The organism is Borrelia persica No12 (assembly GCF_000500045.1).
GTDB lineage: Bacteria > Spirochaetota > Spirochaetia > Borreliales > Borreliaceae > Borrelia > Borrelia persica.
Map to the genome: position 1 here is coordinate 1 of NZ_AYOT01000088.1, position 23,155 is coordinate 23,155.

Here is a 23,155-nt window from a genome sequence, read left to right on the forward strand (position 1 = left end):
TAGGAGTTAAATTTGAGTAAAAGTAGCGAAACATTAATATCTCAGATTAAAAATAATAATCTTGATTATAAGACAGAGATTATGGCTGGGATTACAACATTTTTAAGCATGGCGTATATAATAGTGGTCAATCCGTATATACTCTCTAGTACAGGGATGCCTTTGGGAGCATTGGTAACAGCGACATGCTTAACAGCAGGGTTTGCCACTATTTTGATGGGATTTTATACTAATACTCCTTTGGCCTTAGCATCTGGGATGGGGATTAATGCGTTTTTTGCATTTTCTGTTGTAAAGGGTATGAATATACCTTGGGAAGTTGCTTTGGGTGCAGTGTTTATTGAAGGTGTTATTTTTATTATTTTGTCACTATCAGGGATACGTGAGGAAATTGTAAATTCTATACCAGGGAATTTAAGATGTGCTATTACTGTTGGTATAGGTTTATTTATTGCGTTTATAGGATTTGTCAATAGTGATATTATAGTAAAAAATGAGGCTACATTAGTGGGTCTTGGTCATCTTATGAATTTCAAGGTTTTGCTTACAGTACTAGGTATTATTGCGATACTTATCTTTGAATTTAAGATGGTTAGGGGGAGCATATTATGGTCAATGTGTGTCGTTACTTTAATAGCATGGTGTTATGCTGCTTTAAATAGAGATGTTGCTTTGAGTATGGGTATTAAATTACCAGATGGGTTTTTTAGGTACGAATCAGTTTCTCCTATATTTAATAAGTTGAGTTTTGATAATGTGCTCGGTAATAATTTTTGGAGTTTTGTGTTTATAGTATTTGTTTTATTATTTAATGATTTATTTGACACTGTTGGAACCTTGGTAGGAGTTGCATCAAAGGGTAATTTGACTGATAGTAATGGTAAGATACGTAATGCTAATAAAATATTATTAGTTGATGCGCTTGCTACAACTTTTGGAGCTTTTTTAGGCATGTCTCCTGTAACTACCTATATTGAAAGTTCAACGGGTATAGCAGAGGGAGGAAGAACGGGGTTTACGTCAATTGTTACAGGTCTTTTGTTTATATTGGCGGTATTTTTTGCACCCTTGTTTGTTGCTGTTCCTGTTAGTGCAACATCGGCTACTTTGATATATGTGGGATTTTTTATGTGCAAAGAAATAAAAAATATTGATTTTTCACATGTTATAGAAGCCATTCCAAGTTTTTTAATTTTATTTTTAATTCCTCTAACTTATAGCATAGCTGCGGGGATAGGAATAGGGATAATTTTTTATGTGATTATAAGTATTCTGTATAGTTTAATTACTAGGGAATGGGTAAAGATTTCTCCCACTATGTTTTTATTATTTTGTATTTTTATTTTAAAGTTTATATTTTCTCATTAATCAGAGCCAGAGATTTTAAAATTCGTTCTTTAATCATTATTGTTTATAATTAAGGAACGAATAAAGAGTGATTAAATCTTTAAGAATGAAAAAGAGTCAATGTCAAATAATCCTTTATCATTTATTTTTAAGTGAGGTATCACCGTCAGTGACATAAAAGATAGGGTCATAAATGGATGCTCCAGATTGGAACCCAAAATGTCTTTACAGAAATTTTCTAATTGAATGTATTTTATTGCCACTTCGTTGGGTGGAAGCATACTCATTAAACCGGAAATTGGCAAGTCTAACATTAAAGTTTGTGTATTGTTTAATGCACACAATCCTCCTTTGTTTTTGATAATAATGTTTGCTACTTTGCATAAATATTCATCGTTGGTGCCAATAATGATAATGTTATGAGAGTCATGAGCAACCGTGCTTCCAATAGCGCCATCTTTAATTCCAAAATTTTTGATAAAACCAATTGATATTTTATTATTGTTGTATCTGTTTATTACTGCTATTTTTAAAATGTCTTCATTGATATTAGATTGAAAATCTGGAGCTAATAGACTGCTGTTTATAATAGTTTTGTGAGTTATAATTTGATTGTCAATGCAATTTATTATTGGTATAGTTTTACTTTTTGTAAAGAATTTGAAGTCTGTAGTGGATTTTTGACTGCAATTAAAATTGTTGATAAGATTTTCGCTTAGCAGTGGAATATGTGATTTTCCATTGCTAAATACTAATTTACCGTTGATATAAGTTTGATCAATTTTAAAGCTTTTTAGATCTTGAGTGATAATAAAATCGGCAGGATCTCCAACTCTAAGCAACCCAACTGGAATTTTATAGTGCATGACAGGATTAATACAAGCTATTTTTAGTACATCAAAAAAATCATGACCCTGTTTTATTGCACGTGCAACTATTGAGTTTATATGTCCATTAATGAGGATGTCAGGATGTGCATCGTCAAGACAAAACATTAAATGATCTTTGTATTTGCCTGATTCTTCGCTAATTAGAGGGTGCAGGGTATTAAAATTTTTAGCTGCACTTCCTTCTCTAATTAAAATTTTCATTCCTAGCGATAATTTGTATCGTGCATCTTCTATTGTTGAGCATTCATGGTCGGTGCTAATTCCTGCAGATGTGTAATTTAAAGTTTCTGTTTGTGTTAGATTTGGTGCATGTCCATCAATGACTTTATTGTACTTTATTGCAGAATAAATTTTATTCATTACTTGAGGATCTTTGTTTATGACACCATTAAAATTCATCATTTCAGACAAGTAATAAATGTCGTCTCGTAAGAGTAATTGATCCACATCTTTGTCATCTAATACATGTCCTGATGTTTCAAATTCTAAAGGTAATGCTGGGACACAAGAAGGTGCTCCAAAAAAAATTTTAAAGTCTATTTTATTTGCATTTTTTATCATGAAATTGATACCATCAATACCGTTTACATTTGCTATTTCATGTGGGTCGCTTATTGTGGCTACGGTTCCGTGTTGTACTACCAAGTGAGCAAAATGAGATGGAATTAGTAACGAGCTTTCTATGTGTATGTGCGAGTCAATAAATCCTGGTAATATGTACTCTTTGAAAGACTCGTTTGTTTTTTCTATTTTGAATATAATTCCATTTTTGATTGTTATATTGGCAGGATAGATTTTTTTGTTAAAAATATCAATGTAATTTGTTTTGATTATGAATGAATTCATTGTTTGTCCTTGAAATTAGTTTTTCTATTATGTTACAGCAATATTCGTTGTATTCATCATATATAAGTTAAAATTAATTAACTTGTGATTAATTTTAACATCAATACGTTTTATTTGAAGTAATTTAGGTATTAATTATATTGTTAAATTTTGTGGTAGTTTGAATTTATTATAAATAATTTATGTATTATAAGTGTTTTTAATTGAAAAATATGGAAACAGTGTTAATTATTATTTATTAATATTTTTAAAAGGGGATTTAAGAATTAAAAATAGATTAATATGAAATTAATGAGGAGTTTTTGAGTGAAGTTTAGTAATAAATATTTCATGTTTATGTTGATTTTTTTATTAGCTTTTTCTAATGTGTATGCTGCTTCAAATAAAGATAGTAGTGTTTTGGTAATATTTGCTATGGAATCTGAGGCCGATGAATTTAATAAGTTCATATCTGGTAAGGAAGAAATAGTGTTTAAAGATTATGGTGTTAATAAAAAAATTGTTAAAGGTAAGGTATTCAATTGGAATGTTATTTCTGCTATTGTAGGAATTGGTAAGGTAAATACAAGTTTGTGGACCAGTTATCTTTTGTCCAAGTATAATATAAGTCATATAATTAATTGTGGAGTTGCTGGTGGAGTTGATAATCCTAAACTTAAGATGAAGAATTTGAAGGTGGGAGACATAGTGGTATCTTCAGAAGTTGCTTATCATGATTTTGATTTGGTTAAATTTGGGCATAAAGTTGGACAGGTGCCAGGATTACCACAGAAATTTAGTGGCGATAAAAAATTGCTTGAAAAAGCTTTGAAAGCTATTAAAACAAAGCTTAAAAGTGTTAATGGATATTCGGGATTAATGCTCTCAGGAGATCAATTTATAGACCCAGCTTATATTACAAAGATTATGTCAAATTTTGAAACTGTGTTGTCAGTAGATATGGAGGGTGCAGCATTGGGGCATGTTGCTCATGTTTTTAATATTCCTTTTATAGTTGTTAGATCCATATCTGATATTGTAAATAATGAAGGTAATGATGTTGAATATCACGAGTTTCTTAAAGTGGCAACAGTGAATGCAGCTATTATGGTACAAGAAATCTTAAGATTACTTTAATTTATGTATAATTGATACACTATTTGTTAGGTGATTGATATGAAGTTTGCGTTAGGATATAGTTTATATGAAGTTGAGGTTAATTAAAGAAAGATATTTTTTGTTATATTGTAAAAAGTAATTTCTAGATTTAAATTAGATACGTTAACTTGTTTTATCGTTACTTAGTAAGTATGGGTATCAATTTGTGTTTTTCTTGTTATTAAAAGATTGCATAAATATTTGGTTTTTGTTAAATTTGTATCTAAAATGCGCTTTAGAGGAATTTGTAGTGAGTAATAATGCATTGGTAATCTTGGATTTTGGTTCTCAGTATAGTCAACTTATTGCAAGAAAAATTAGAGAGATGGGTGTATATACAGTAATATTTCCGTATTTTATTTCTGCAAGAGAAATTCAAGATATGCATCCTGTGGGTTTAATTTTAAGTGGTGGTCCTGCTTCTGTTTATTTAGATGGTGCTCCTATTGTTGATATTGATATTTTTGATTTGGGTATTCCTGTGTTGGGAATATGTTATGGCATGCAATTGATTGTGAAATTGTTTGGAGGAGTCATTCATAAATGCGATAATCAGGAATTTGGGCATACTGAGTTGTTTATTGATGATAATGATTCTGATTTATTTTTAGAGCTTCCAAGTAAGTTGGAAGTGATGATGAGTCATGGAGATAAGATTGAAAAAGTTCCAGAGGATTTTAAACAAATTGCTTATACTAATGTTTGTATTGCAGCTATATTGAATTTAAGGAAAAAGATTTATGGTTTGCAATTTCATCCAGAGGTAAGTCACCTTCAAGCTGGGAATCAAATACTCAAGAATTTTGTTTTTGAAATTTGTAAAGCACAGATAAATTGGGATTTGAGTAAGAATATAGATGATTTGGTTGAAGGTATCAAACATCGCGTAGGTGATAGTAAGGTAATTTTGGGACTTTCTGGTGGTACAGATTCTTTGGTATGTGCTTTGCTAATTAATAAGGCTATAAAGAATAAGTTGATATGTGTGTTTATTGATACTGGCTTGTTGAGAAAGAATGAAGTTAAAGAAATATTGGAATTTGATCAAAAATATAATTTGAATATGAAACATATTGATTCTTCTTTGGTGTTTTTAGATAATTTGCAGAATGTAGTTGATCCTGAAGAGAAGAGGAAAATTATAGGAAAAACATTTGTAGAAATTTTTGAAAATGTAGCATCGGAAGATAGTGATATAAAATTTTTAGCTCAAGGAACTATTTATTCGGATGTTATTGAATCTGGTGCTCAAAGTGGTGCTTTTTCATCACATATTAAGTCACATCATAATGTAGGTGGATTGCCAGATAAAATTAATTTAAACTTATTAGAACCGTTAAGAGAACTTTTTAAAGATGAGGTAATTCAGTTGGGAGCTCAATTGGGTATTGAAGAAAATGCTCTCTATAGGCATCCATTTCCAGGGCCAGGATTGGCAATAAGAATAATTGGTGAAATAACTAAGGATAAGATTAATATTTTGCAGGAAGCTGATAATATCTTGGTAGAAGAACTTTTGATAAATAATTTGTATTATAAGGTAAGGCAAGCATTTGTTGTTTTACTTCCTGTAAGATCTGTTGGTGTAATGGGAGATAATCGAACGTATGAGTATACAGCTGTGATTCGATGTGTTAATACTCTAGATTTTATGACCGCTAATTGGGTTGAATTGCCTTATAATTTTTTGAGGAAAGTTTCATCAAGAATAATTAATGAGGTTAGAGGCATCAATAGAGTTTGTTATGATATTTCTTCTAAGCCTCCAGCTACGATAGAATGGGAATAATCAAATGAGGAGAATGAATTGATATGATAGATAAGATAGTAAAAGAAGCTTTGACTTTCGATGATGTTTCTTTAATTCCTAGGAGATCATCTGTATTGCCTAGTGATGTTAATTTAAAGACAAACTTAACAAGAAATATATTTTTAAATATACCTTTTTTAAGTTCGGCTATGGATACAGTTACAGAAAGTCGCATGGCAATAGCTATGGCTAAAGAAGGTGGGATAGGTATTATACATAAAAATATGACTATTGAAGTTCAAAGGAAAGAGGTAGAAATAGTAAAATCTTATCATCGTACTGGAATTATAAGGAATCTTATTACGATTAATGAGGATACTGATATCAGAGAGGCTAAAAGATTGATTGCAAAGCACAATATTTCTGCATTACCTGTTGTGGATAAAACGGGTAAGGTATTGGGTTTGGTAACTAGCAGAGATATTAGGTATATTACTGATGACAATATTCCTGTAATTAATGCAATGACTAAGAACTTAATTACAGCGAAAGAAGATGTTACCTTATTGGAAGCTAAAGAGATTTTATTTAGGCATAAAATAGAGAAATTACTTATTGTTGATGATGTGAATAATTTAAGAGGTTTAATAACTTGCAAAGATATAGATCATGTTGAGCATCAGGAATATTTTCCAAATGCATGTAAAGATATTAATGATAGATTGATAGTTGGAGCAGCTGTTTCTACTGATATTGATACTCTAGAGCGTGTTGAAGAATTAGTTAAAGCAGATGTTGATGTTATTGTTGTTGATTCTGCACATGGACATTCTACTAAAGTAATTGAGGTTGTAAGAAAAATTAAGAGTAAGTATCCAAATTTGGATGTTGTTGCAGGCAATATAGTGACTAAAGAGGCAGCTCTTGATTTAATTGATGCAGGCGCAGATTGTTTAAAAGTGGGAATAGGTCCAGGGAGTATATGTACAACAAGAATAGTTGCGGGAGTTGGGGTTCCACAACTGACAGCAATTAGTGATGTCTTTAAGGCTTGTAAAAATACAAATACTTGCATTATAGCAGATGGTGGCATTAGGTTTTCGGGAGATATAGTTAAAGCAATTGCGGCGGGAGCTGATAGTGTAATGATAGGGAATCTTTTTGCTGGTGCTCATGAATCTCCTTCAGAAGAAATAGTTTATGATGGCAAAAAGTTTAAGGTTTATGTTGGGATGGGCTCTCTTGCTGCTATGGCTAGGGGTTCTAAATCTAGATATTTTCAATTTGAAAGCAAAGATTCTCCTGGGAAATTGGTTCCTGAAGGTATTGAGGGGATGGTTCCTTATGCTGGTAAATTAAAAGATATTATTTTTCAGTTAAAGGGGGGCTTAATGTCTGGAATGGGCTATTTGGGAGTTGAAACGATATTAGAATTAAAGAAGGATGCTAAGTTTGTAAAAATAAGCTCTGCTTCATTAAGGGAATCTCATACTCATGATGTTTTGGAGAATCAAAAATTTATAGTTTGATTTTGTTATTTCTAAATATATCTAAGTTTTATAGTATTCATAATTTTTTTGATCTTTTTATAAAAAAAGTGTTTATTTGATTGTGTTGTATTAATAATAATTATTTGTATTTGTTATTTTTATTTTTTTGTTGAATTGAAGATTGTTAGGTTTATTATTGATTTTGCAATGAATTAATTTAAAAATAAATGTCTTTATATAATATTATGTGATAAAAGCTTTATGTATAGTTTAATTTTTAATTCTCTTATAAGAGATCTTAGGTTATTTTAATTGATAATATATTCTTGATTATTGCTATTTTGGAAGTAAAATGTTGTACGAAGAGTTTTAATTTTAGAAAGGAGGACAGGGATGGTTAGGTATAATATATTTCTATTATTTATATTAATTTCTATAGTATCATGCCGAAATTCTGCTGGAGTATCTCAAGATGGGAAAAATTTAGGTGGTGATGTAAGAAATGGTTCTGGCATAAAGAATGGTCTTATTGTAGGAGGTAGTAATGGTATTGCTGAATCAGGAGCTGGAAATTATGTTGATAAATTAAGTCAAGATGATATTAATAAGTTGAAAACTTTTGTTATAATATCTGAAAGATATGCAAAATCGTTTGGTTTTCTTGTTCAGGCATATCTTGGAATTTATAATTCGCTTAAAAGTTATTTGTATTGTATAAATGTTTTTGGTAATTGTGATAAAGATAAGTTAACTAAAGATTCCAAAGATATTATTGTTAAAATGGAGCGTGATAATATTGTTTATCAATTTGAAAGGCTTTTAAATTATGTTAAAGGTTATAATCCTATGATTTTGAGAGATTCGATTAAACAACTTAAGAGTGTTTTTGACAATAATGTTAATTATGCTTTGAAAGGTGATGATGTAAAAATGAAACAGGTTGTTGATGTTGTTCAGTTGGTAGTTAATGCTTATGAAAAGATTGTTGATACTTCTGTGGTTATGTATGCTGATATGTTTTCTGCTGTAGCATCTGAATGTTCTTCTAAAAGATTTGCTAAAATTTCTCAAAATTTTGCCCAAAGTATTAAATTGTGTATGGAAAAAAATTATTTAGGTAATGCTTTGTTGGTTCAAATTATGCTTTCTACTTTTGAATCTATTTTTCTAAGGAAAGGAGATATTGGTAATGTTAAAAAAGAAGCACAAAAATTATTTCGTTATAGAAAAGGCAAAGAATTATTTGATTCTATTGATGAACTTTATGTTGCGTATCATATAGCAAGGTTTAATTAGGCTGTAATGAATTTGTTAAATATTTTATAAGCTTATTGTTGAGATAAATGATATGAGTAAAATTTAATTTTACTTTTATTATATGTGTTATACGAGACTTTTAATGAGGAATATTTGCGATTAGTATAATTGGCAGATATATATATAAGTGCAAAATATAGTTATTAAAGAGTTATTAAAGATAAAAATTGATCATTTTTTTAATTCGTAGTTTATATTGATAGATAAAGAGAAGAAATATTGGATTATATATGTGGTGTAATGAGTAGTTTTATTTAATGGGTATTAGTTTGTAAGATATTATATTGTTAATGAATTAATATTTATATTAAGTAAAAATATGTGTGTGATTTATATTGATTGAATTTATTTTTTGTTTGTTGATAAAGTTGCGTAAGCACGATTAAGTAAAAGAATGTGTCTTGAATGGAGTAATAGAATATTCATATTTTGAAAATTGTATTAAAATTAAGAGGTTAAATTATAGGATATTTAAACAATAATTAAAAAATATTAAAATCAAAACACTTGGTTGAGGGATTCATTTATACTAATAACAAATAAACTAGTTTATTTGTTATTAGTATAAATGAATCCCTCAACCAAGTGTTTTGATTTTAATATTTTTTAATTATTGTTTAAATATCCTATAATTTAACCTCTTAATTTTAATACAATTTTCAAAATATGAATATTCTATTACTCCATTCAAGACACATTCTTTTACTTAATCGTGCTTACGCAACTTTATCAACAAACAAAAAATAAATTCAATCAATATAAATCACACACATATTTTTACTTAATATAAATATTAATTCATTAACAATATAATATCTTACAAACTAATACCCATTAAATAAAACTACTCATTACACCACATATATAATCCAATATTTCTTCTCTTTATCTATCAATATAAACTACGAATTAAAAAAATGATCAATTTTTATCTTTAATAACTCTTTAATAACTATATTTTGCACTTATATATATATCTGCCAATTATACTAATCGCAAATATTCCTCATTAAAAGTCTCGTATAACACATATAATAAAAGTAAAATTAAATTTTACTCATATCATTTATCTCAACAATAAGCTTATAAAATATTTAACAAATTCATTACAGCCTAATTAAACCTTGCTATATGATACGCAACATAAAGTTCATCAATAGAATCAAATAATTCTTTGCCTTTTCTATAACGAAATAATTTTTGTGCTTCTTTTTTAACATTACCAATATCTCCTTTCCTTAGAAAAATAGATTCAAAAGTAGAAAGCATAATTTGAACCAACAAAGCATTACCTAAATAATTTTTTTCCATACACAATTTAATACTTTGGGCAAAATTTTGAGAAATTTTAGCAAATCTTTTAGAAGAACATTCAGATGCTACAGCAGAAAACATATCAGCATACATAACCACAGAAGTATCAACAATCTTTTCATAAGCATTAACTACCAACTGAACAACATCAACAACCTGTTTCATTTTTACATCATCACCTTTCAAAGCATAATTAACATTATTGTCAAAAACACTCTTAAGTTGTTTAATCGAATCTCTCAAAATCATAGGATTATAACCTTTAACATAATTTAAAAGCCTTTCAAATTGATAAACAATATTATCACGCTCCATTTTAACAATAATATCTTTGGAATCTTTAGTTAACTTATCTTTATCACAATTACCAAAAACATTTATACAATACAAATAACTTTTAAGCGAATTATAAATTCCAAGATATGCCTGAACAAGAAAACCAAACGATTTTGCATATCTTTCAGATATTATAACAAAAGTTTTCAACTTATTAATATCATCTTGACTTAATTTATCAACATAATTTCCAGCTCCTGATTCAGCAATACCATTACTACCTCCTACAATAAGACCATTCTTTATGCCAGAACCATTTCTTACATCACCACCTAAATTTTTCCCATCTTGAGATACTCCAGCAGAATTTCGGCATGATACTATAGAAATTAATATAAATAATAGAAATATATTATACCTAACCATCCCTGTCCTCCTTTCTAAAATTAAAACTCTTCGTACAACATTTTACTTCCAAAATAGCAATAATCAAGAATATATTATCAATTAAAATAACCTAAGATCTCTTATAAGAGAATTAAAAATTAAACTATACATAAAGCTTTTATCACATAATATTATATAAAGACATTTATTTTTAAATTAATTCATTGCAAAATCAATAATAAACCTAACAATCTTCAATTCAACAAAAAAATAAAAATAACAAATACAAATAATTATTATTAATACAACACAATCAAATAAACACTTTTTTTATAAAAAGATCAAAAAAATTATGAATACTATAAAACTTAGATATATTTAGAAATAACAAAATCAAACTATAAATTTTTGATTCTCCAAAACATCATGAGTATGAGATTCCCTTAATGAAGCAGAGCTTATTTTTACAAACTTAGCATCCTTCTTTAATTCTAATATCGTTTCAACTCCCAAATAGCCCATTCCAGACATTAAGCCCCCCTTTAACTGAAAAATAATATCTTTTAATTTACCAGCATAAGGAACCATCCCCTCAATACCTTCAGGAACCAATTTCCCAGGAGAATCTTTGCTTTCAAATTGAAAATATCTAGATTTAGAACCCCTAGCCATAGCAGCAAGAGAGCCCATCCCAACATAAACCTTAAACTTTTTGCCATCATAAACTATTTCTTCTGAAGGAGATTCATGAGCACCAGCAAAAAGATTCCCTATCATTACACTATCAGCTCCCGCCGCAATTGCTTTAACTATATCTCCCGAAAACCTAATGCCACCATCTGCTATAATGCAAGTATTTGTATTTTTACAAGCCTTAAAGACATCACTAATTGCTGTCAGTTGTGGAACCCCAACTCCCGCAACTATTCTTGTTGTACATATACTCCCTGGACCTATTCCCACTTTTAAACAATCTGCGCCTGCATCAATTAAATCAAGAGCTGCCTCTTTAGTCACTATATTGCCTGCAACAACATCCAAATTTGGATACTTACTCTTAATTTTTCTTACAACCTCAATTACTTTAGTAGAATGTCCATGTGCAGAATCAACAACAATAACATCAACATCTGCTTTAACTAATTCTTCAACACGCTCTAGAGTATCAATATCAGTAGAAACAGCTGCTCCAACTATCAATCTATCATTAATATCTTTACATGCATTTGGAAAATATTCCTGATGCTCAACATGATCTATATCTTTGCAAGTTATTAAACCTCTTAAATTATTCACATCATCAACAATAAGTAATTTCTCTATTTTATGCCTAAATAAAATCTCTTTAGCTTCCAATAAGGTAACATCTTCTTTCGCTGTAATTAAGTTCTTAGTCATTGCATTAATTACAGGAATATTGTCATCAGTAATATACCTAATATCTCTGCTAGTTACCAAACCCAATACCTTACCCGTTTTATCCACAACAGGTAATGCAGAAATATTGTGCTTTGCAATCAATCTTTTAGCCTCTCTGATATCAGTATCCTCATTAATCGTAATAAGATTCCTTATAATTCCAGTACGATGATAAGATTTTACTATTTCTACCTCTTTCCTTTGAACTTCAATAGTCATATTTTTATGTATAATACCTATCCCACCTTCTTTAGCCATAGCTATTGCCATGCGACTTTCTGTAACTGTATCCATAGCCGAACTTAAAAAAGGTATATTTAAAAATATATTTCTTGTTAAGTTTGTCTTTAAATTAACATCACTAGGCAATACAGATGATCTCCTAGGAATTAAAGAAACATCATCGAAAGTCAAAGCTTCTTTTACTATCTTATCTATCATATCAATTCATTCTCCTCATTTGATTATTCCCATTCTATCGTAGCTGGAGGCTTAGAAGAAATATCATAACAAACTCTATTGATGCCTCTAACCTCATTAATTATTCTTGATGAAACTTTCCTCAAAAAATTATAAGGCAATTCAACCCAATTAGCGGTCATAAAATCTAGAGTATTAACACATCGAATCACAGCTGTATACTCATACGTTCGATTATCTCCCATTACACCAACAGATCTTACAGGAAGTAAAACAACAAATGCTTGCCTTACCTTATAATACAAATTATTTATCAAAAGTTCTTCTACCAAGATATTATCAGCTTCCTGCAAAATATTAATCTTATCCTTAGTTATTTCACCAATTATTCTTATTGCCAATCCTGGCCCTGGAAATGGATGCCTATAGAGAGCATTTTCTTCAATACCCAATTGAGCTCCCAACTGAATTACCTCATCTTTAAAAAGTTCTCTTAACGGTTCTAATAAGTTTAAATTAATTTTATCTGGCAATCCACCTACATTATGATGTGACTTAATATGTGATGAAAAAGCACCACTTTGAGCACCAGATTCAATAACATCCGAATAAATAGTTCCTTGAGCTAAAAATTTTATATCACTATCTTCCGATGCTACATTTTCAAAAATTTCTACAAATGTTTTTCCTATAATTTTCCTCTTCTCTTCAGGATCAACTACATTCTGCAAATTATCTAAAAACACCAAAGAAGAATCAATATGTTTCATATTCAAATTATATTTTTGATCAAATTCCAATATTTCTTTAACTTCATTCTTTCTCAACAAGCCAGTATCAATAAACACACATATCAACTTATTCTTTATAGCCTTATTAATTAGCAAAGCACATACCAAAGAATCTGTACCACCAGAAAGTCCCAAAATTACCTTACTATCACCTACGCGATGTTTGATACCTTCAACCAAATCATCTATATTCTTACTCAAATCCCAATTTATCTGTGCTTTACAAATTTCAAAAACAAAATTCTTGAGTATTTGATTCCCAGCTTGAAGGTGACTTACCTCTGGATGAAATTGCAAACCATAAATCTTTTTCCTTAAATTCAATATAGCTGCAATACAAACATTAGTATAAGCAATTTGTTTAAAATCCTCTGGAACTTTTTCAATCTTATCTCCATGACTCATCATCACTTCCAACTTACTTGGAAGCTCTAAAAATAAATCAGAATCATTATCATCAATAAACAACTCAGTATGCCCAAATTCCTGATTATCGCATTTATGAATGACTCCTCCAAACAATTTCACAATCAATTGCATGCCATAACATATTCCCAACACAGGAATACCCAAATCAAAAATATCAATATCAACAATAGGAGCACCATCTAAATAAACAGAAGCAGGACCACCACTTAAAATTAAACCCACAGGATGCATATCTTGAATTTCTCTTGCAGAAATAAAATACGGAAATATTACTGTATATACACCCATCTCTCTAATTTTTCTTGCAATAAGTTGACTATACTGAGAACCAAAATCCAAGATTACCAATGCATTATTACTCACTACAAATTCCTCTAAAGCGCATTTTAGATACAAATTTAACAAAAACCAAATATTTATGCAATCTTTTAATAACAAGAAAAACACAAATTGATACCCATACTTACTAAGTAACGATAAAACAAGTTAACGTATCTAATTTAAATCTAGAAATTACTTTTTACAATATAACAAAAAATATCTTTCTTTAATTAACCTCAACTTCATATAAACTATATCCTAACGCAAACTTCATATCAATCACCTAACAAATAGTGTATCAATTATACATAAATTAAAGTAATCTTAAGATTTCTTGTACCATAATAGCTGCATTCACTGTTGCCACTTTAAGAAACTCGTGATATTCAACATCATTACCTTCATTATTTACAATATCAGATATGGATCTAACAACTATAAAAGGAATATTAAAAACATGAGCAACATGCCCCAATGCTGCACCCTCCATATCTACTGACAACACAGTTTCAAAATTTGACATAATCTTTGTAATATAAGCTGGGTCTATAAATTGATCTCCTGAGAGCATTAATCCCGAATATCCATTAACACTTTTAAGCTTTGTTTTAATAGCTTTCAAAGCTTTTTCAAGCAATTTTTTATCGCCACTAAATTTCTGTGGTAATCCTGGCACCTGTCCAACTTTATGCCCAAATTTAACCAAATCAAAATCATGATAAGCAACTTCTGAAGATACCACTATGTCTCCCACCTTCAAATTCTTCATCTTAAGTTTAGGATTATCAACTCCACCAGCAACTCCACAATTAATTATATGACTTATATTATACTTGGACAAAAGATAACTGGTCCACAAACTTGTATTTACCTTACCAATTCCTACAATAGCAGAAATAACATTCCAATTGAATACCTTACCTTTAACAATTTTTTTATTAACACCATAATCTTTAAACACTATTTCTTCCTTACCAGATATGAACTTATTAAATTCATCGGCCTCAGATTCCATAGCAAATATTACCAAAACACTACTATCTTTATTTGAAGCAGCATACACATTAGAAAAAGCTAATAAAAAAATCAACATAAACATGAAATATTTATTACTAAACTTCACTCAAAAACTCCTCATTAATTTCATATTAATCTATTTTTAATTCTTAAATCCCCTTTTAAAAATATTAATAAATAATAATTAACACTGTTTCCATATTTTTCAATTAAAAACACTTATAATACATAAATTATTTATAATAAATTCAAACTACCACAAAATTTAACAATATAATTAATACCTAAATTACTTCAAATAAAACGTATTGATGTTAAAATTAATCACAAGTTAATTAATTTTAACTTATATATGATGAATACAACGAATATTGCTGTAACATAATAGAAAAACTAATTTCAAGGACAAACAATGAATTCATTCATAATCAAAACAAATTACATTGATATTTTTAACAAAAAAATCTATCCTGCCAATATAACAATCAAAAATGGAATTATATTCAAAATAGAAAAAACAAACGAGTCTTTCAAAGAGTACATATTACCAGGATTTATTGACTCGCACATACACATAGAAAGCTCGTTACTAATTCCATCTCATTTTGCTCACTTGGTAGTACAACACGGAACCGTAGCCACAATAAGCGACCCACATGAAATAGCAAATGTAAACGGTATTGATGGTATCAATTTCATGATAAAAAATGCAAATAAAATAGACTTTAAAATTTTTTTTGGAGCACCTTCTTGTGTCCCAGCATTACCTTTAGAATTTGAAACATCAGGACATGTATTAGATGACAAAGATGTGGATCAATTACTCTTACGAGACGACATTTATTACTTGTCTGAAATGATGAATTTTAATGGTGTCATAAACAAAGATCCTCAAGTAATGAATAAAATTTATTCTGCAATAAAGTACAATAAAGTCATTGATGGACATGCACCAAATCTAACACAAACAGAAACTTTAAATTACACATCTGCAGGAATTAGCACCGACCATGAATGCTCAACAATAGAAGATGCACGATACAAATTATCGCTAGGAATGAAAATTTTAATTAGAGAAGGAAGTGCAGCTAAAAATTTTAATACCCTGCACCCTCTAATTAGCGAAGAATCAGGCAAATACAAAGATCATTTAATGTTTTGTCTTGACGATGCACATCCTGACATCCTCATTAATGGACATATAAACTCAATAGTTGCACGTGCAATAAAACAGGGTCATGATTTTTTTGATGTACTAAAAATAGCTTGTATTAATCCTGTCATGCACTATAAAATTCCAGTTGGGTTGCTTAGAGTTGGAGATCCTGCCGATTTTATTATCACTCAAGATCTAAAAAGCTTTAAAATTGATCAAACTTATATCAACGGTAAATTAGTATTTAGCAATGGAAAATCACATATTCCACTGCTAAGCGAAAATCTTATCAACAATTTTAATTGCAGTCAAAAATCCACTACAGACTTCAAATTCTTTACAAAAAGTAAAACTATACCAATAATAAATTGCATTGACAATCAAATTATAACTCACAAAACTATTATAAACAGCAGTCTATTAGCTCCAGATTTTCAATCTAATATCAATGAAGACATTTTAAAAATAGCAGTAATAAACAGATACAACAATAATAAAATATCAATTGGTTTTATCAAAAATTTTGGAATTAAAGATGGCGCTATTGGAAGCACGGTTGCTCATGACTCTCATAACATTATCATTATTGGCACCAACGATGAATATTTATGCAAAGTAGCAAACATTATTATCAAAAACAAAGGAGGATTGTGTGCATTAAACAATACACAAACTTTAATGTTAGACTTGCCAATTTCCGGTTTAATGAGTATGCTTCCACCCAACGAAGTGGCAATAAAATACATTCAATTAGAAAATTTCTGTAAAGACATTTTGGGTTCCAATCTGGAGCATCCATTTATGACCCTATCTTTTATGTCACTGACGGTGATACCTCACTTAAAAATAAATGATAAAGGATTATTTGACATTGACTCTTTTTCATTCTTAAAGATTTAATCACTCTTTATTCGTTCCTTAATTATAAACAATAATGATTAAAGAACGAATTTTAAAATCTCTGGCTCTGATTAATGAGAAAATATAAACTTTAAAATAAAAATACAAAATAATAAAAACATAGTGGGAGAAATCTTTACCCATTCCCTAGTAATTAAACTATACAGAATACTTATAATCACATAAAAAATTATCCCTATTCCTATCCCCGCAGCTATGCTATAAGTTAGAGGAATTAAAAATAAAATTAAAAAACTTGGAATGGCTTCTATAACATGTGAAAAATCAATATTTTTTATTTCTTTGCACATAAAAAATCCCACATATATCAAAGTAGCCGATGTTGCACTAACAGGAACAGCAACAAACAAGGGTGCAAAAAATACCGCCAATATAAACAAAAGACCTGTAACAATTGACGTAAACCCCGTTCTTCCTCCCTCTGCTATACCCGTTGAACTTTCAATATAGGTAGTTACAGGAGACATGCCTAAAAAAGCTCCAAAAGTTGTAGCAAGCGCATCAACTAATAATATTTTATTAGCATTACGTATCTTACCATTACTATCAGTCAAATTACCCTTTGATGCAACTCCTACCAAGGTTCCAACAGTGTCAAATAAATCATTAAATAATAAAACAAATACTATAAACACAAAACTCCAAAAATTATTACCGAGCACATTATCAAAACTCAACTTATTAAATATAGGAGAAACTGATTCGTACCTAAAAAACCCATCTGGTAATTTAATACCCATACTCAAAGCAACATCTCTATTTAAAGCAGCATAACACCATGCTATTAAAGTAACGACACACATTGACCATAATATGCTCCCCCTAACCATCTTAAATTCAAAGATAAGTATCGCAATAATACCTAGTACTGTAAGCAAAACCTTGAAATTCATAAGATGACCAAGACCCACTAATGTAGCCTCATTTTTTACTATAATATCACTATTGACAAATCCTATAAACGCAATAAATAAACCTATACCAACAGTAATAGCACATCTTAAATTCCCTGGTATAGAATTTACAATTTCCTCACGTATCCCTGATAGTGACAAAATAATAAAAATAACACCTTCAATAAACACTGCACCCAAAGCAACTTCCCAAGGTATATTCATACCCTTTACAACAGAAAATGCAAAAAACGCATTAATCCCCATCCCAGATGCTAAGGCCAAAGGAGTATTAGTATAAAATCCCATCAAAATAGTGGCAAACCCTGCTGTTAAGCATGTCGCTGTTACCAATGCTCCCAAAGGCATCCCTGTACTAGAGAGTATATACGGATTGACCACTATTATATACGCCATGCTTAAAAATGTTGTAATCCCAGCCATAATCTCTGTCTTATAATCAAGATTATTATTTTTAATCTGAGATATTAATGTTTCGCTACTTTTACTCAAATTTAACTCCTACAAAACCCTAATTATATCAAATACATCAAAAAAATCGACACTAATACATTACATCTCAATGATCAATACTATAAAACAAGAATTACTCTACCTAAATATTTTAAATAATCTTATTATTTTGAAGTAAAATACTTTCACTATTAGAATCATGAGAAAAAATAATAGTCTTAAGTATTTGACCAAGACTATTTACAATAAAAAATTTTCTTCTCTTAACAAGTTTTAAATACACTTTTAAAGAAACATCCTTACCAACGCTAAAAAAAGTTTGAATATATTCACTACCAATTCTTTTATAACGTCCAAACAAAAATAAAGCCACTATGTCATTGTCACACTTCAAAAACAATGGCTCTTTATATCTCAAATTAAATTTACTAGAAATAGTAAAATAATGCCTTAAAGAAATTTTATTATTATCAAATAATAATCTAATATACTTCGAATTTCTACTTAACTCTTCAATACCCTTAAAATCAAGGGTTGTACAAGAAAATATTAAAAAAATAAAATTAAAAAAAATAAGACATCTACTAAATTTTATCATTAACCTATGATGAGTTTTTGTATATCAAAAGAATTTATCATAACATATTATTCTCCAGGGCATACCTTAGAGTATCTCTAGTACTTTCAAAATCAACATCAATAAATCTAGCATCATATTTCAAAGTCTCTCTAGTCCATACTTGATAAGAATTATCATCTAAAACAAAAGATAAACTTTTATAAGGTTTAAGAGCCTTTAAGATCAAATCAACATTACCTTTATCAATATTAACATATAAAAACCTAAATTTCCCAACACCCACAACTTTAGAAATATTAATATCACCAATATAGTTGTCATCTTGTATCAACTTTAAATAACCGCTACTAAAATCTGATTTTGAATTTAACACTACATTTAAGAATACAGAAAAATTATTAGTCAACTTATCTCTCTTTATATAAATCTGACTATTTGGATAAAAATAAAGAAAATAATCTGCTCTTTCTATCTTGTCAAATTTTTTATCTAATATCTCATCCAAACTTAAAGTCCTACATGAAAAAAAAAACAAGACAAATAAGAAAAAACTATATCTCATAATTAAATTATATTATACAATATGAAAAGGAGAATGTTTATATTGAATGAAATCTAATAATTTTAGCTCATATATTAAAACGCCTTATATTTATTCTGACTATATAATCTCAAAATACACCGTATTGCTCATCCCCGTCCCCATAATCAAAATTGCAATAGGAGAAGGACTAAAAGTATTTGAGATTGCATTCGAAGAAAAATACAAAAATTTTTCTGGATACATTAAACCAAATAAAAAAGCTATATATATAAATGAAACAATGAACTTAACAAATAAACGATTTGCCATAGCACAACAACTTGGTCATTATTTAATGCATAAATATCAGGTTTTCAATCCATCACAAAAAACAGACATGATTAATATTCAAGACAACCATATGACAATAGAAGCCAACATATTTGCAACAAACTTATTAATCCCAACTACCACTTTAAAACTAAAAGTACCGCAATATAAATCGATAAGATATCCACAAAAAATAATGGCAAAAGAATTTCAAGTATCTGAAAATATCATACATTTTAAATTAAGTATGCTCAACGAAATTCACAAAATAGAAAAAGAAAACAAAATACAAAAAAAATTAAAAGTAAAACAAATAGATAGAATAAAAGCCAAAGATCTATTACTAAAAAATGTGGACAAATTAAAAGAATCAATAGCAATAAACTTAGAGAAAAGAGAAATCACAAGAAAAGAAAGTATAAAAAAAATTTTTGAAGAACTAGAGTAAACAATCATAAATCATTGAGTAGAAAAACTTTTAAATACATTTTCCAACTTAAGTTTAGCAACAAATAAAGATTTTTTATCTTGAATAAGCATATCCAAAAAAATTTTCTTAATCATTACCCAAGATTTATTACCTATATTTGTCTTATAAAAAGGAATATTGATTCTTAAAGGAAATTTTTCTTTAATATTATGTTTATCAAAATACCTCAAAATTTCTGCCTTAAAAGATGAACCTTGAATGACACTATACGCTAAAATAATTTTATATAATTTCTTATTATATAAATAAAGCTTCTTAATATACTCAATGTTATTATTATAACTAGATTCAGAAATAGAAACAAAATCATCTTGATCTCCTTTTAAAAAATCAAAATTATGCTTGGACAAATCATTTAAAATTGCATATTTTTTGAGATCAACATTTGAAATCTTAAGCTCAGGATATACCATTAATTCTTTCAAGGCTAATAAATTAAAGTCATCATTATTGTTAAACTCATCTAATAAAACTGTATAACAACTTAAAAATAATAAAAATACAAAAAGCATACAAAAATTTAAAAACAAGCGCATATGACAATTCGATTATACTTTTTCATCAAAACAAAGTAAATAAAATAACTTTGTTTTGATATAATAATATATAAAAATCAATCTTAAGGAACTTAAATGAGTTATTATACATTAAGTAAAATATTTATGTATATTGGATACATCGTTATAGGAATCACTTCCTTTAGTATTTTCAATAAAAATCTAAGAATTAAAATCAAGAATAAAATGAAAAAATTTAATGCTTTATATTATATGACTTTATTTGCTCTTTTCATAATTACTTCTAATTTAGCTCATCATTTCTCAGAAAAACAATTATTAGAAGATTTTCAAGAATTTCAAAAGGATTTCCTTGAAATACACAAAATAAATGAAACATTCCTACAAACATATATTTCACCATTAAAAGAACCAATCAAAATGGAATTAATGTCAAAATTAACCCCAATAAATACTATATTTAATGCCAGTATTGAAAAATACTCACAAAAAATAAATAAAACATCAACCGATATCATAAAAAATTATGATGCATATATAAAAGCAACAAACACAGAAATTAAAAACAAAATTGCTCAATTAGAAATAGAGATTCTACCAATGTACAATAAATATAAGTTACCTTATTTTAACAATCAAATAACAAGCATAAGCGTTGACAAAGACGGCAATATCATTCCTGTACTGAAAAACTCAAAAGGAAAAATAACAGATTTACTATTTTATGATCAAAATTATAATTTAATTCCATTTAAAATGAATGGTAAACAAGAAGTCAAATTTGAACTAATTAAAGATGATAATAATTATTTCAAAGAATACATTCATGTTTATTATACCGACTCAGACAACACACAAATAAATATTGATTATTATAAAAATAATATCGATACAATTCCTTATTATGTAGATCTAAAAGAAAACCAAGATACTTTTCTGAAAAGTATCAAAATTAAAAATGAATATAAAGAATATATAAAAGAAAAACAGAAACTAAAGACATTAGTAAGTAATGATAAATTAGATGAATTCAAAGCATTTTTAAAACACAATCCAAATACCTTTTCTCTAAATACAATATTTTCAGATGGAAATCCTGTATTCATTCATGCAATAAAATCAAAAGCTAAGAATATAATAAATCATATAATGTCAAAGAATTTCAATATAAATCTAACTGACCAGGAAAATAAAACAGCTCTTCACAATGCCATAATTAATGAATACGACATCTATTTCATTAGATCTCTTATAACAAAAGGAGCAAACCCAAATATAAGAGATCTAACCAAAAAATTACCTCTAGATTACGCTCCCAAAAATGGAGAAATTTACCAATACTTATATACCCTCATCCAGTAAGTATACAATAAGTACAATTTATAATTTAACTCATGTATTAATAAAAATAATTAATTATTAATTAATATAACTTTCAATCTAGTATAGGTTAATTAATTTAATTAATCTATACTAGATTGAAAATATAAGGTAAATTGATTATTTATTTATTACAATCACTACTTCACATAAACCTGCTCTTTCTCAATTTATAAAAAAACAAAAAAACCTTCATGTTACGTTAACGATAATTCTTCTACCAATAACCAACATTTGACACATTATAAAGACACTCTTAACATAAGAATTTAAATTTACTTACCTACCCCCATATTTTCTCTAGAAATTGCCATAGAACTTACAAAAAACTCCTACAAAACTTACTGATAGAACTAATTCTTAACCATGCATACAATAATAAAAATCACACTTACAATACAAAGAACACAAGCTATAATATTGATTTTATCAATATTATATGTTTAATATCAGTTGCAATACACAAACCTACTTACTTTTCAAATAGACGTATTTTAAATAATTTTGAATTTCATAAATACACACTACATAACAAATACCATAACACCAAATTAATTCAATTTTTAACATTCTCTAGCAAAACAAAACTTTTACAATAGTCATAACCACAACACAATGCACAACCACAATAATAGATTACGTCAATTCGCAAAAAACTGATCACCCTGACCCATTTTCATTCAACATAATAAAAAAATTAATCCAAATAGCTAAAATAAAAAATAATGTAAATAAATAA

At 28.4% G+C, this 23,155-nt stretch carries 17 protein-coding genes; 8 read left to right on the plus strand and 9 right to left on the minus strand.

The features are described 5' to 3' along the window. The first annotated feature begins 12 nt into the window (after positions 1 to 12). Complete coding sequence (locus U881_RS0101600) at positions 13 to 1,368, plus strand: NCS2 family permease (RefSeq protein ID WP_024653033.1); 1,356 nt, start codon at positions 13 to 15, stop codon at positions 1,366 to 1,368. 71 nt (positions 1,369 to 1,439) lie between these two features. On the opposite strand, the gene ade (U881_RS0101605) is transcribed toward U881_RS0101600, so the two are convergent. Continuing rightward, positions 1,440 to 3,083, minus strand: coding sequence for an adenine deaminase (gene ade, locus U881_RS0101605; RefSeq protein ID WP_024653034.1), 1,644 nt, complete (start codon positions 3,081 to 3,083; stop codon positions 1,440 to 1,442). Positions 3,084 to 3,419: 336 nt separating this feature from the next. On the opposite strand from ade (U881_RS0101605), the gene U881_RS0101610 reads away from it, so the two are divergent. From U881_RS0101610 to U881_RS0101625, 4 genes are all read left to right on the plus strand, one after another. Next, positions 3,420 to 4,199, plus strand: a complete 780-nt coding sequence (locus tag U881_RS0101610) for a 5'-methylthioadenosine/adenosylhomocysteine nucleosidase (RefSeq protein WP_235048115.1) — start codon at positions 3,420 to 3,422, stop codon at positions 4,197 to 4,199. A 271-nt stretch (positions 4,200 to 4,470) separates the two neighbouring features. Next, positions 4,471 to 6,009, plus strand: a complete 1,539-nt coding sequence (gene guaA, locus U881_RS0101615) for a glutamine-hydrolyzing GMP synthase (RefSeq protein WP_024653036.1) — start codon at positions 4,471 to 4,473, stop codon at positions 6,007 to 6,009. Positions 6,010 to 6,032: 23 nt separating this feature from the next. Beyond that, positions 6,033 to 7,499, plus strand: coding sequence for an IMP dehydrogenase (gene guaB, locus U881_RS0101620; RefSeq protein WP_024653037.1), 1,467 nt, complete (start codon positions 6,033 to 6,035; stop codon positions 7,497 to 7,499). Between the two features lie 354 nt (positions 7,500 to 7,853). Next, the gene (locus U881_RS0101625; protein WP_024653038.1) at positions 7,854 to 8,756 is read left to right on the plus strand and encodes a hypothetical protein; all 903 of its coding nucleotides are present in this window, start codon (positions 7,854 to 7,856) and stop codon (positions 8,754 to 8,756) included. A 1,134-nt stretch (positions 8,757 to 9,890) separates the two neighbouring features. On the opposite strand, the gene U881_RS0101630 is transcribed toward U881_RS0101625, so the two are convergent. From U881_RS0101630 to U881_RS0101645, 4 genes are all read right to left on the minus strand, one after another. Continuing rightward, positions 9,891 to 10,793, minus strand: a complete 903-nt coding sequence (locus tag U881_RS0101630) for a hypothetical protein (protein WP_024653038.1) — start codon at positions 10,791 to 10,793, stop codon at positions 9,891 to 9,893. Positions 10,794 to 11,147: 354 nt separating this feature from the next. After that, complete coding sequence (gene guaB, locus U881_RS0101635) at positions 11,148 to 12,614, minus strand: IMP dehydrogenase (RefSeq protein WP_024653037.1); 1,467 nt, start codon at positions 12,612 to 12,614, stop codon at positions 11,148 to 11,150. A 23-nt stretch (positions 12,615 to 12,637) separates the two neighbouring features. Next, complete coding sequence (gene guaA, locus U881_RS0101640) at positions 12,638 to 14,176, minus strand: glutamine-hydrolyzing GMP synthase (protein WP_024653036.1); 1,539 nt, start codon at positions 14,174 to 14,176, stop codon at positions 12,638 to 12,640. A gap of 271 nt (positions 14,177 to 14,447) precedes the next feature. After that, on the minus strand, positions 14,448 to 15,227 hold the full coding sequence (locus tag U881_RS0101645) for a 5'-methylthioadenosine/adenosylhomocysteine nucleosidase (RefSeq protein WP_235048115.1): 780 nt from the start codon (positions 15,225 to 15,227) through the stop codon (positions 14,448 to 14,450). 336 nt (positions 15,228 to 15,563) lie between these two features. Here U881_RS0101645 and ade (U881_RS0101650) point away from each other — a divergent pair, with 336 nt between their 5' ends. Next, positions 15,564 to 17,207 carry an adenine deaminase gene (gene ade / locus U881_RS0101650; RefSeq protein WP_024653034.1) on the plus strand — a complete coding sequence of 548 codons (1,644 nt, stop codon included), beginning with the start codon at positions 15,564 to 15,566 and terminating at the stop codon, positions 17,205 to 17,207. 71 nt (positions 17,208 to 17,278) lie between these two features. Here the strand turns inward: ade (U881_RS0101650) and U881_RS0101655 are convergent, their stop codons facing one another. The 3 genes from U881_RS0101655 to U881_RS0101665 all read right to left on the minus strand — a co-directional run bounded on the left by U881_RS0101655 (position 17,279) and on the right by U881_RS0101665 (position 19,680). Continuing rightward, the gene (locus tag U881_RS0101655; RefSeq protein ID WP_024653033.1) at positions 17,279 to 18,634 is read right to left on the minus strand and encodes an NCS2 family permease; all 1,356 of its coding nucleotides are present in this window, start codon (positions 18,632 to 18,634) and stop codon (positions 17,279 to 17,281) included. Between the two features lie 112 nt (positions 18,635 to 18,746). Then, the gene (locus U881_RS0101660; protein ID WP_024653039.1) at positions 18,747 to 19,193 is read right to left on the minus strand and encodes a hypothetical protein; all 447 of its coding nucleotides are present in this window, start codon (positions 19,191 to 19,193) and stop codon (positions 18,747 to 18,749) included. 37 nt (positions 19,194 to 19,230) lie between these two features. After that, positions 19,231 to 19,680 carry a hypothetical protein gene (locus U881_RS0101665; protein ID WP_235048113.1) on the minus strand — a complete coding sequence of 150 codons (450 nt, stop codon included), beginning with the start codon at positions 19,678 to 19,680 and terminating at the stop codon, positions 19,231 to 19,233. A gap of 103 nt (positions 19,681 to 19,783) precedes the next feature. Between U881_RS0101665 and U881_RS0101670 the strand changes: the two genes are divergently transcribed. Next, complete coding sequence (locus U881_RS0101670) at positions 19,784 to 20,476, plus strand: ImmA/IrrE family metallo-endopeptidase (protein WP_024653041.1); 693 nt, start codon at positions 19,784 to 19,786, stop codon at positions 20,474 to 20,476. Positions 20,477 to 20,487: 11 nt separating this feature from the next. Here U881_RS0101670 and U881_RS0101675 read toward each other — a convergent pair whose 3' ends face one another. Next, on the minus strand, positions 20,488 to 21,054 hold the full coding sequence (locus U881_RS0101675; protein ID WP_024653042.1) for a hypothetical protein: 567 nt from the start codon (positions 21,052 to 21,054) through the stop codon (positions 20,488 to 20,490). Between the two features lie 96 nt (positions 21,055 to 21,150). On the opposite strand from U881_RS0101675, the gene U881_RS0101680 reads away from it, so the two are divergent. After that, positions 21,151 to 22,398, plus strand: coding sequence for an ankyrin repeat domain-containing protein (locus U881_RS0101680; RefSeq protein ID WP_024653043.1), 1,248 nt, complete (start codon positions 21,151 to 21,153; stop codon positions 22,396 to 22,398). The last annotated feature ends 757 nt before the right edge of the window (positions 22,399 to 23,155 follow it).

Bases quoted from the DNA above. Each gene is read 5' to 3' on its own strand.
- U881_RS0101625 (WP_024653038.1), top strand. From the start codon at position 7,854: ATGGTTAGGTATAATATATTTCTATTATTTATATTAATTTCTATAGTA.
- ade (WP_024653034.1), bottom strand. From the start codon at position 3,083: ATGAATTCATTCATAATCAAAACAAATTACATTGATATTTTTAACAAA.
- U881_RS0101675 (WP_024653042.1), bottom strand. From the start codon at position 21,054: ATGCGCTTGTTTTTAAATTTTTGTATGCTTTTTGTATTTTTATTATTT.
- U881_RS0101610 (WP_235048115.1), top strand. From the start codon at position 3,420: ATGTTGATTTTTTTATTAGCTTTTTCTAATGTGTATGCTGCTTCAAAT.
- U881_RS0101670 (WP_024653041.1), top strand. From the start codon at position 19,784: ATGAAATCTAATAATTTTAGCTCATATATTAAAACGCCTTATATTTAT.
- ade (WP_024653034.1), top strand. From the start codon at position 15,564: ATGAATTCATTCATAATCAAAACAAATTACATTGATATTTTTAACAAA.
- U881_RS0101645 (WP_235048115.1), bottom strand. From the start codon at position 15,227: ATGTTGATTTTTTTATTAGCTTTTTCTAATGTGTATGCTGCTTCAAAT.
- U881_RS0101630 (WP_024653038.1), bottom strand. From the start codon at position 10,793: ATGGTTAGGTATAATATATTTCTATTATTTATATTAATTTCTATAGTA.
- guaB (WP_024653037.1), bottom strand. From the start codon at position 12,614: ATGATAGATAAGATAGTAAAAGAAGCTTTGACTTTCGATGATGTTTCT.
- U881_RS0101660 (WP_024653039.1), bottom strand. From the start codon at position 19,193: ATGATAAAATTTAGTAGATGTCTTATTTTTTTTAATTTTATTTTTTTA.
- guaB (WP_024653037.1), top strand. From the start codon at position 6,033: ATGATAGATAAGATAGTAAAAGAAGCTTTGACTTTCGATGATGTTTCT.
- U881_RS0101680 (WP_024653043.1), top strand. From the start codon at position 21,151: ATGAGTTATTATACATTAAGTAAAATATTTATGTATATTGGATACATC.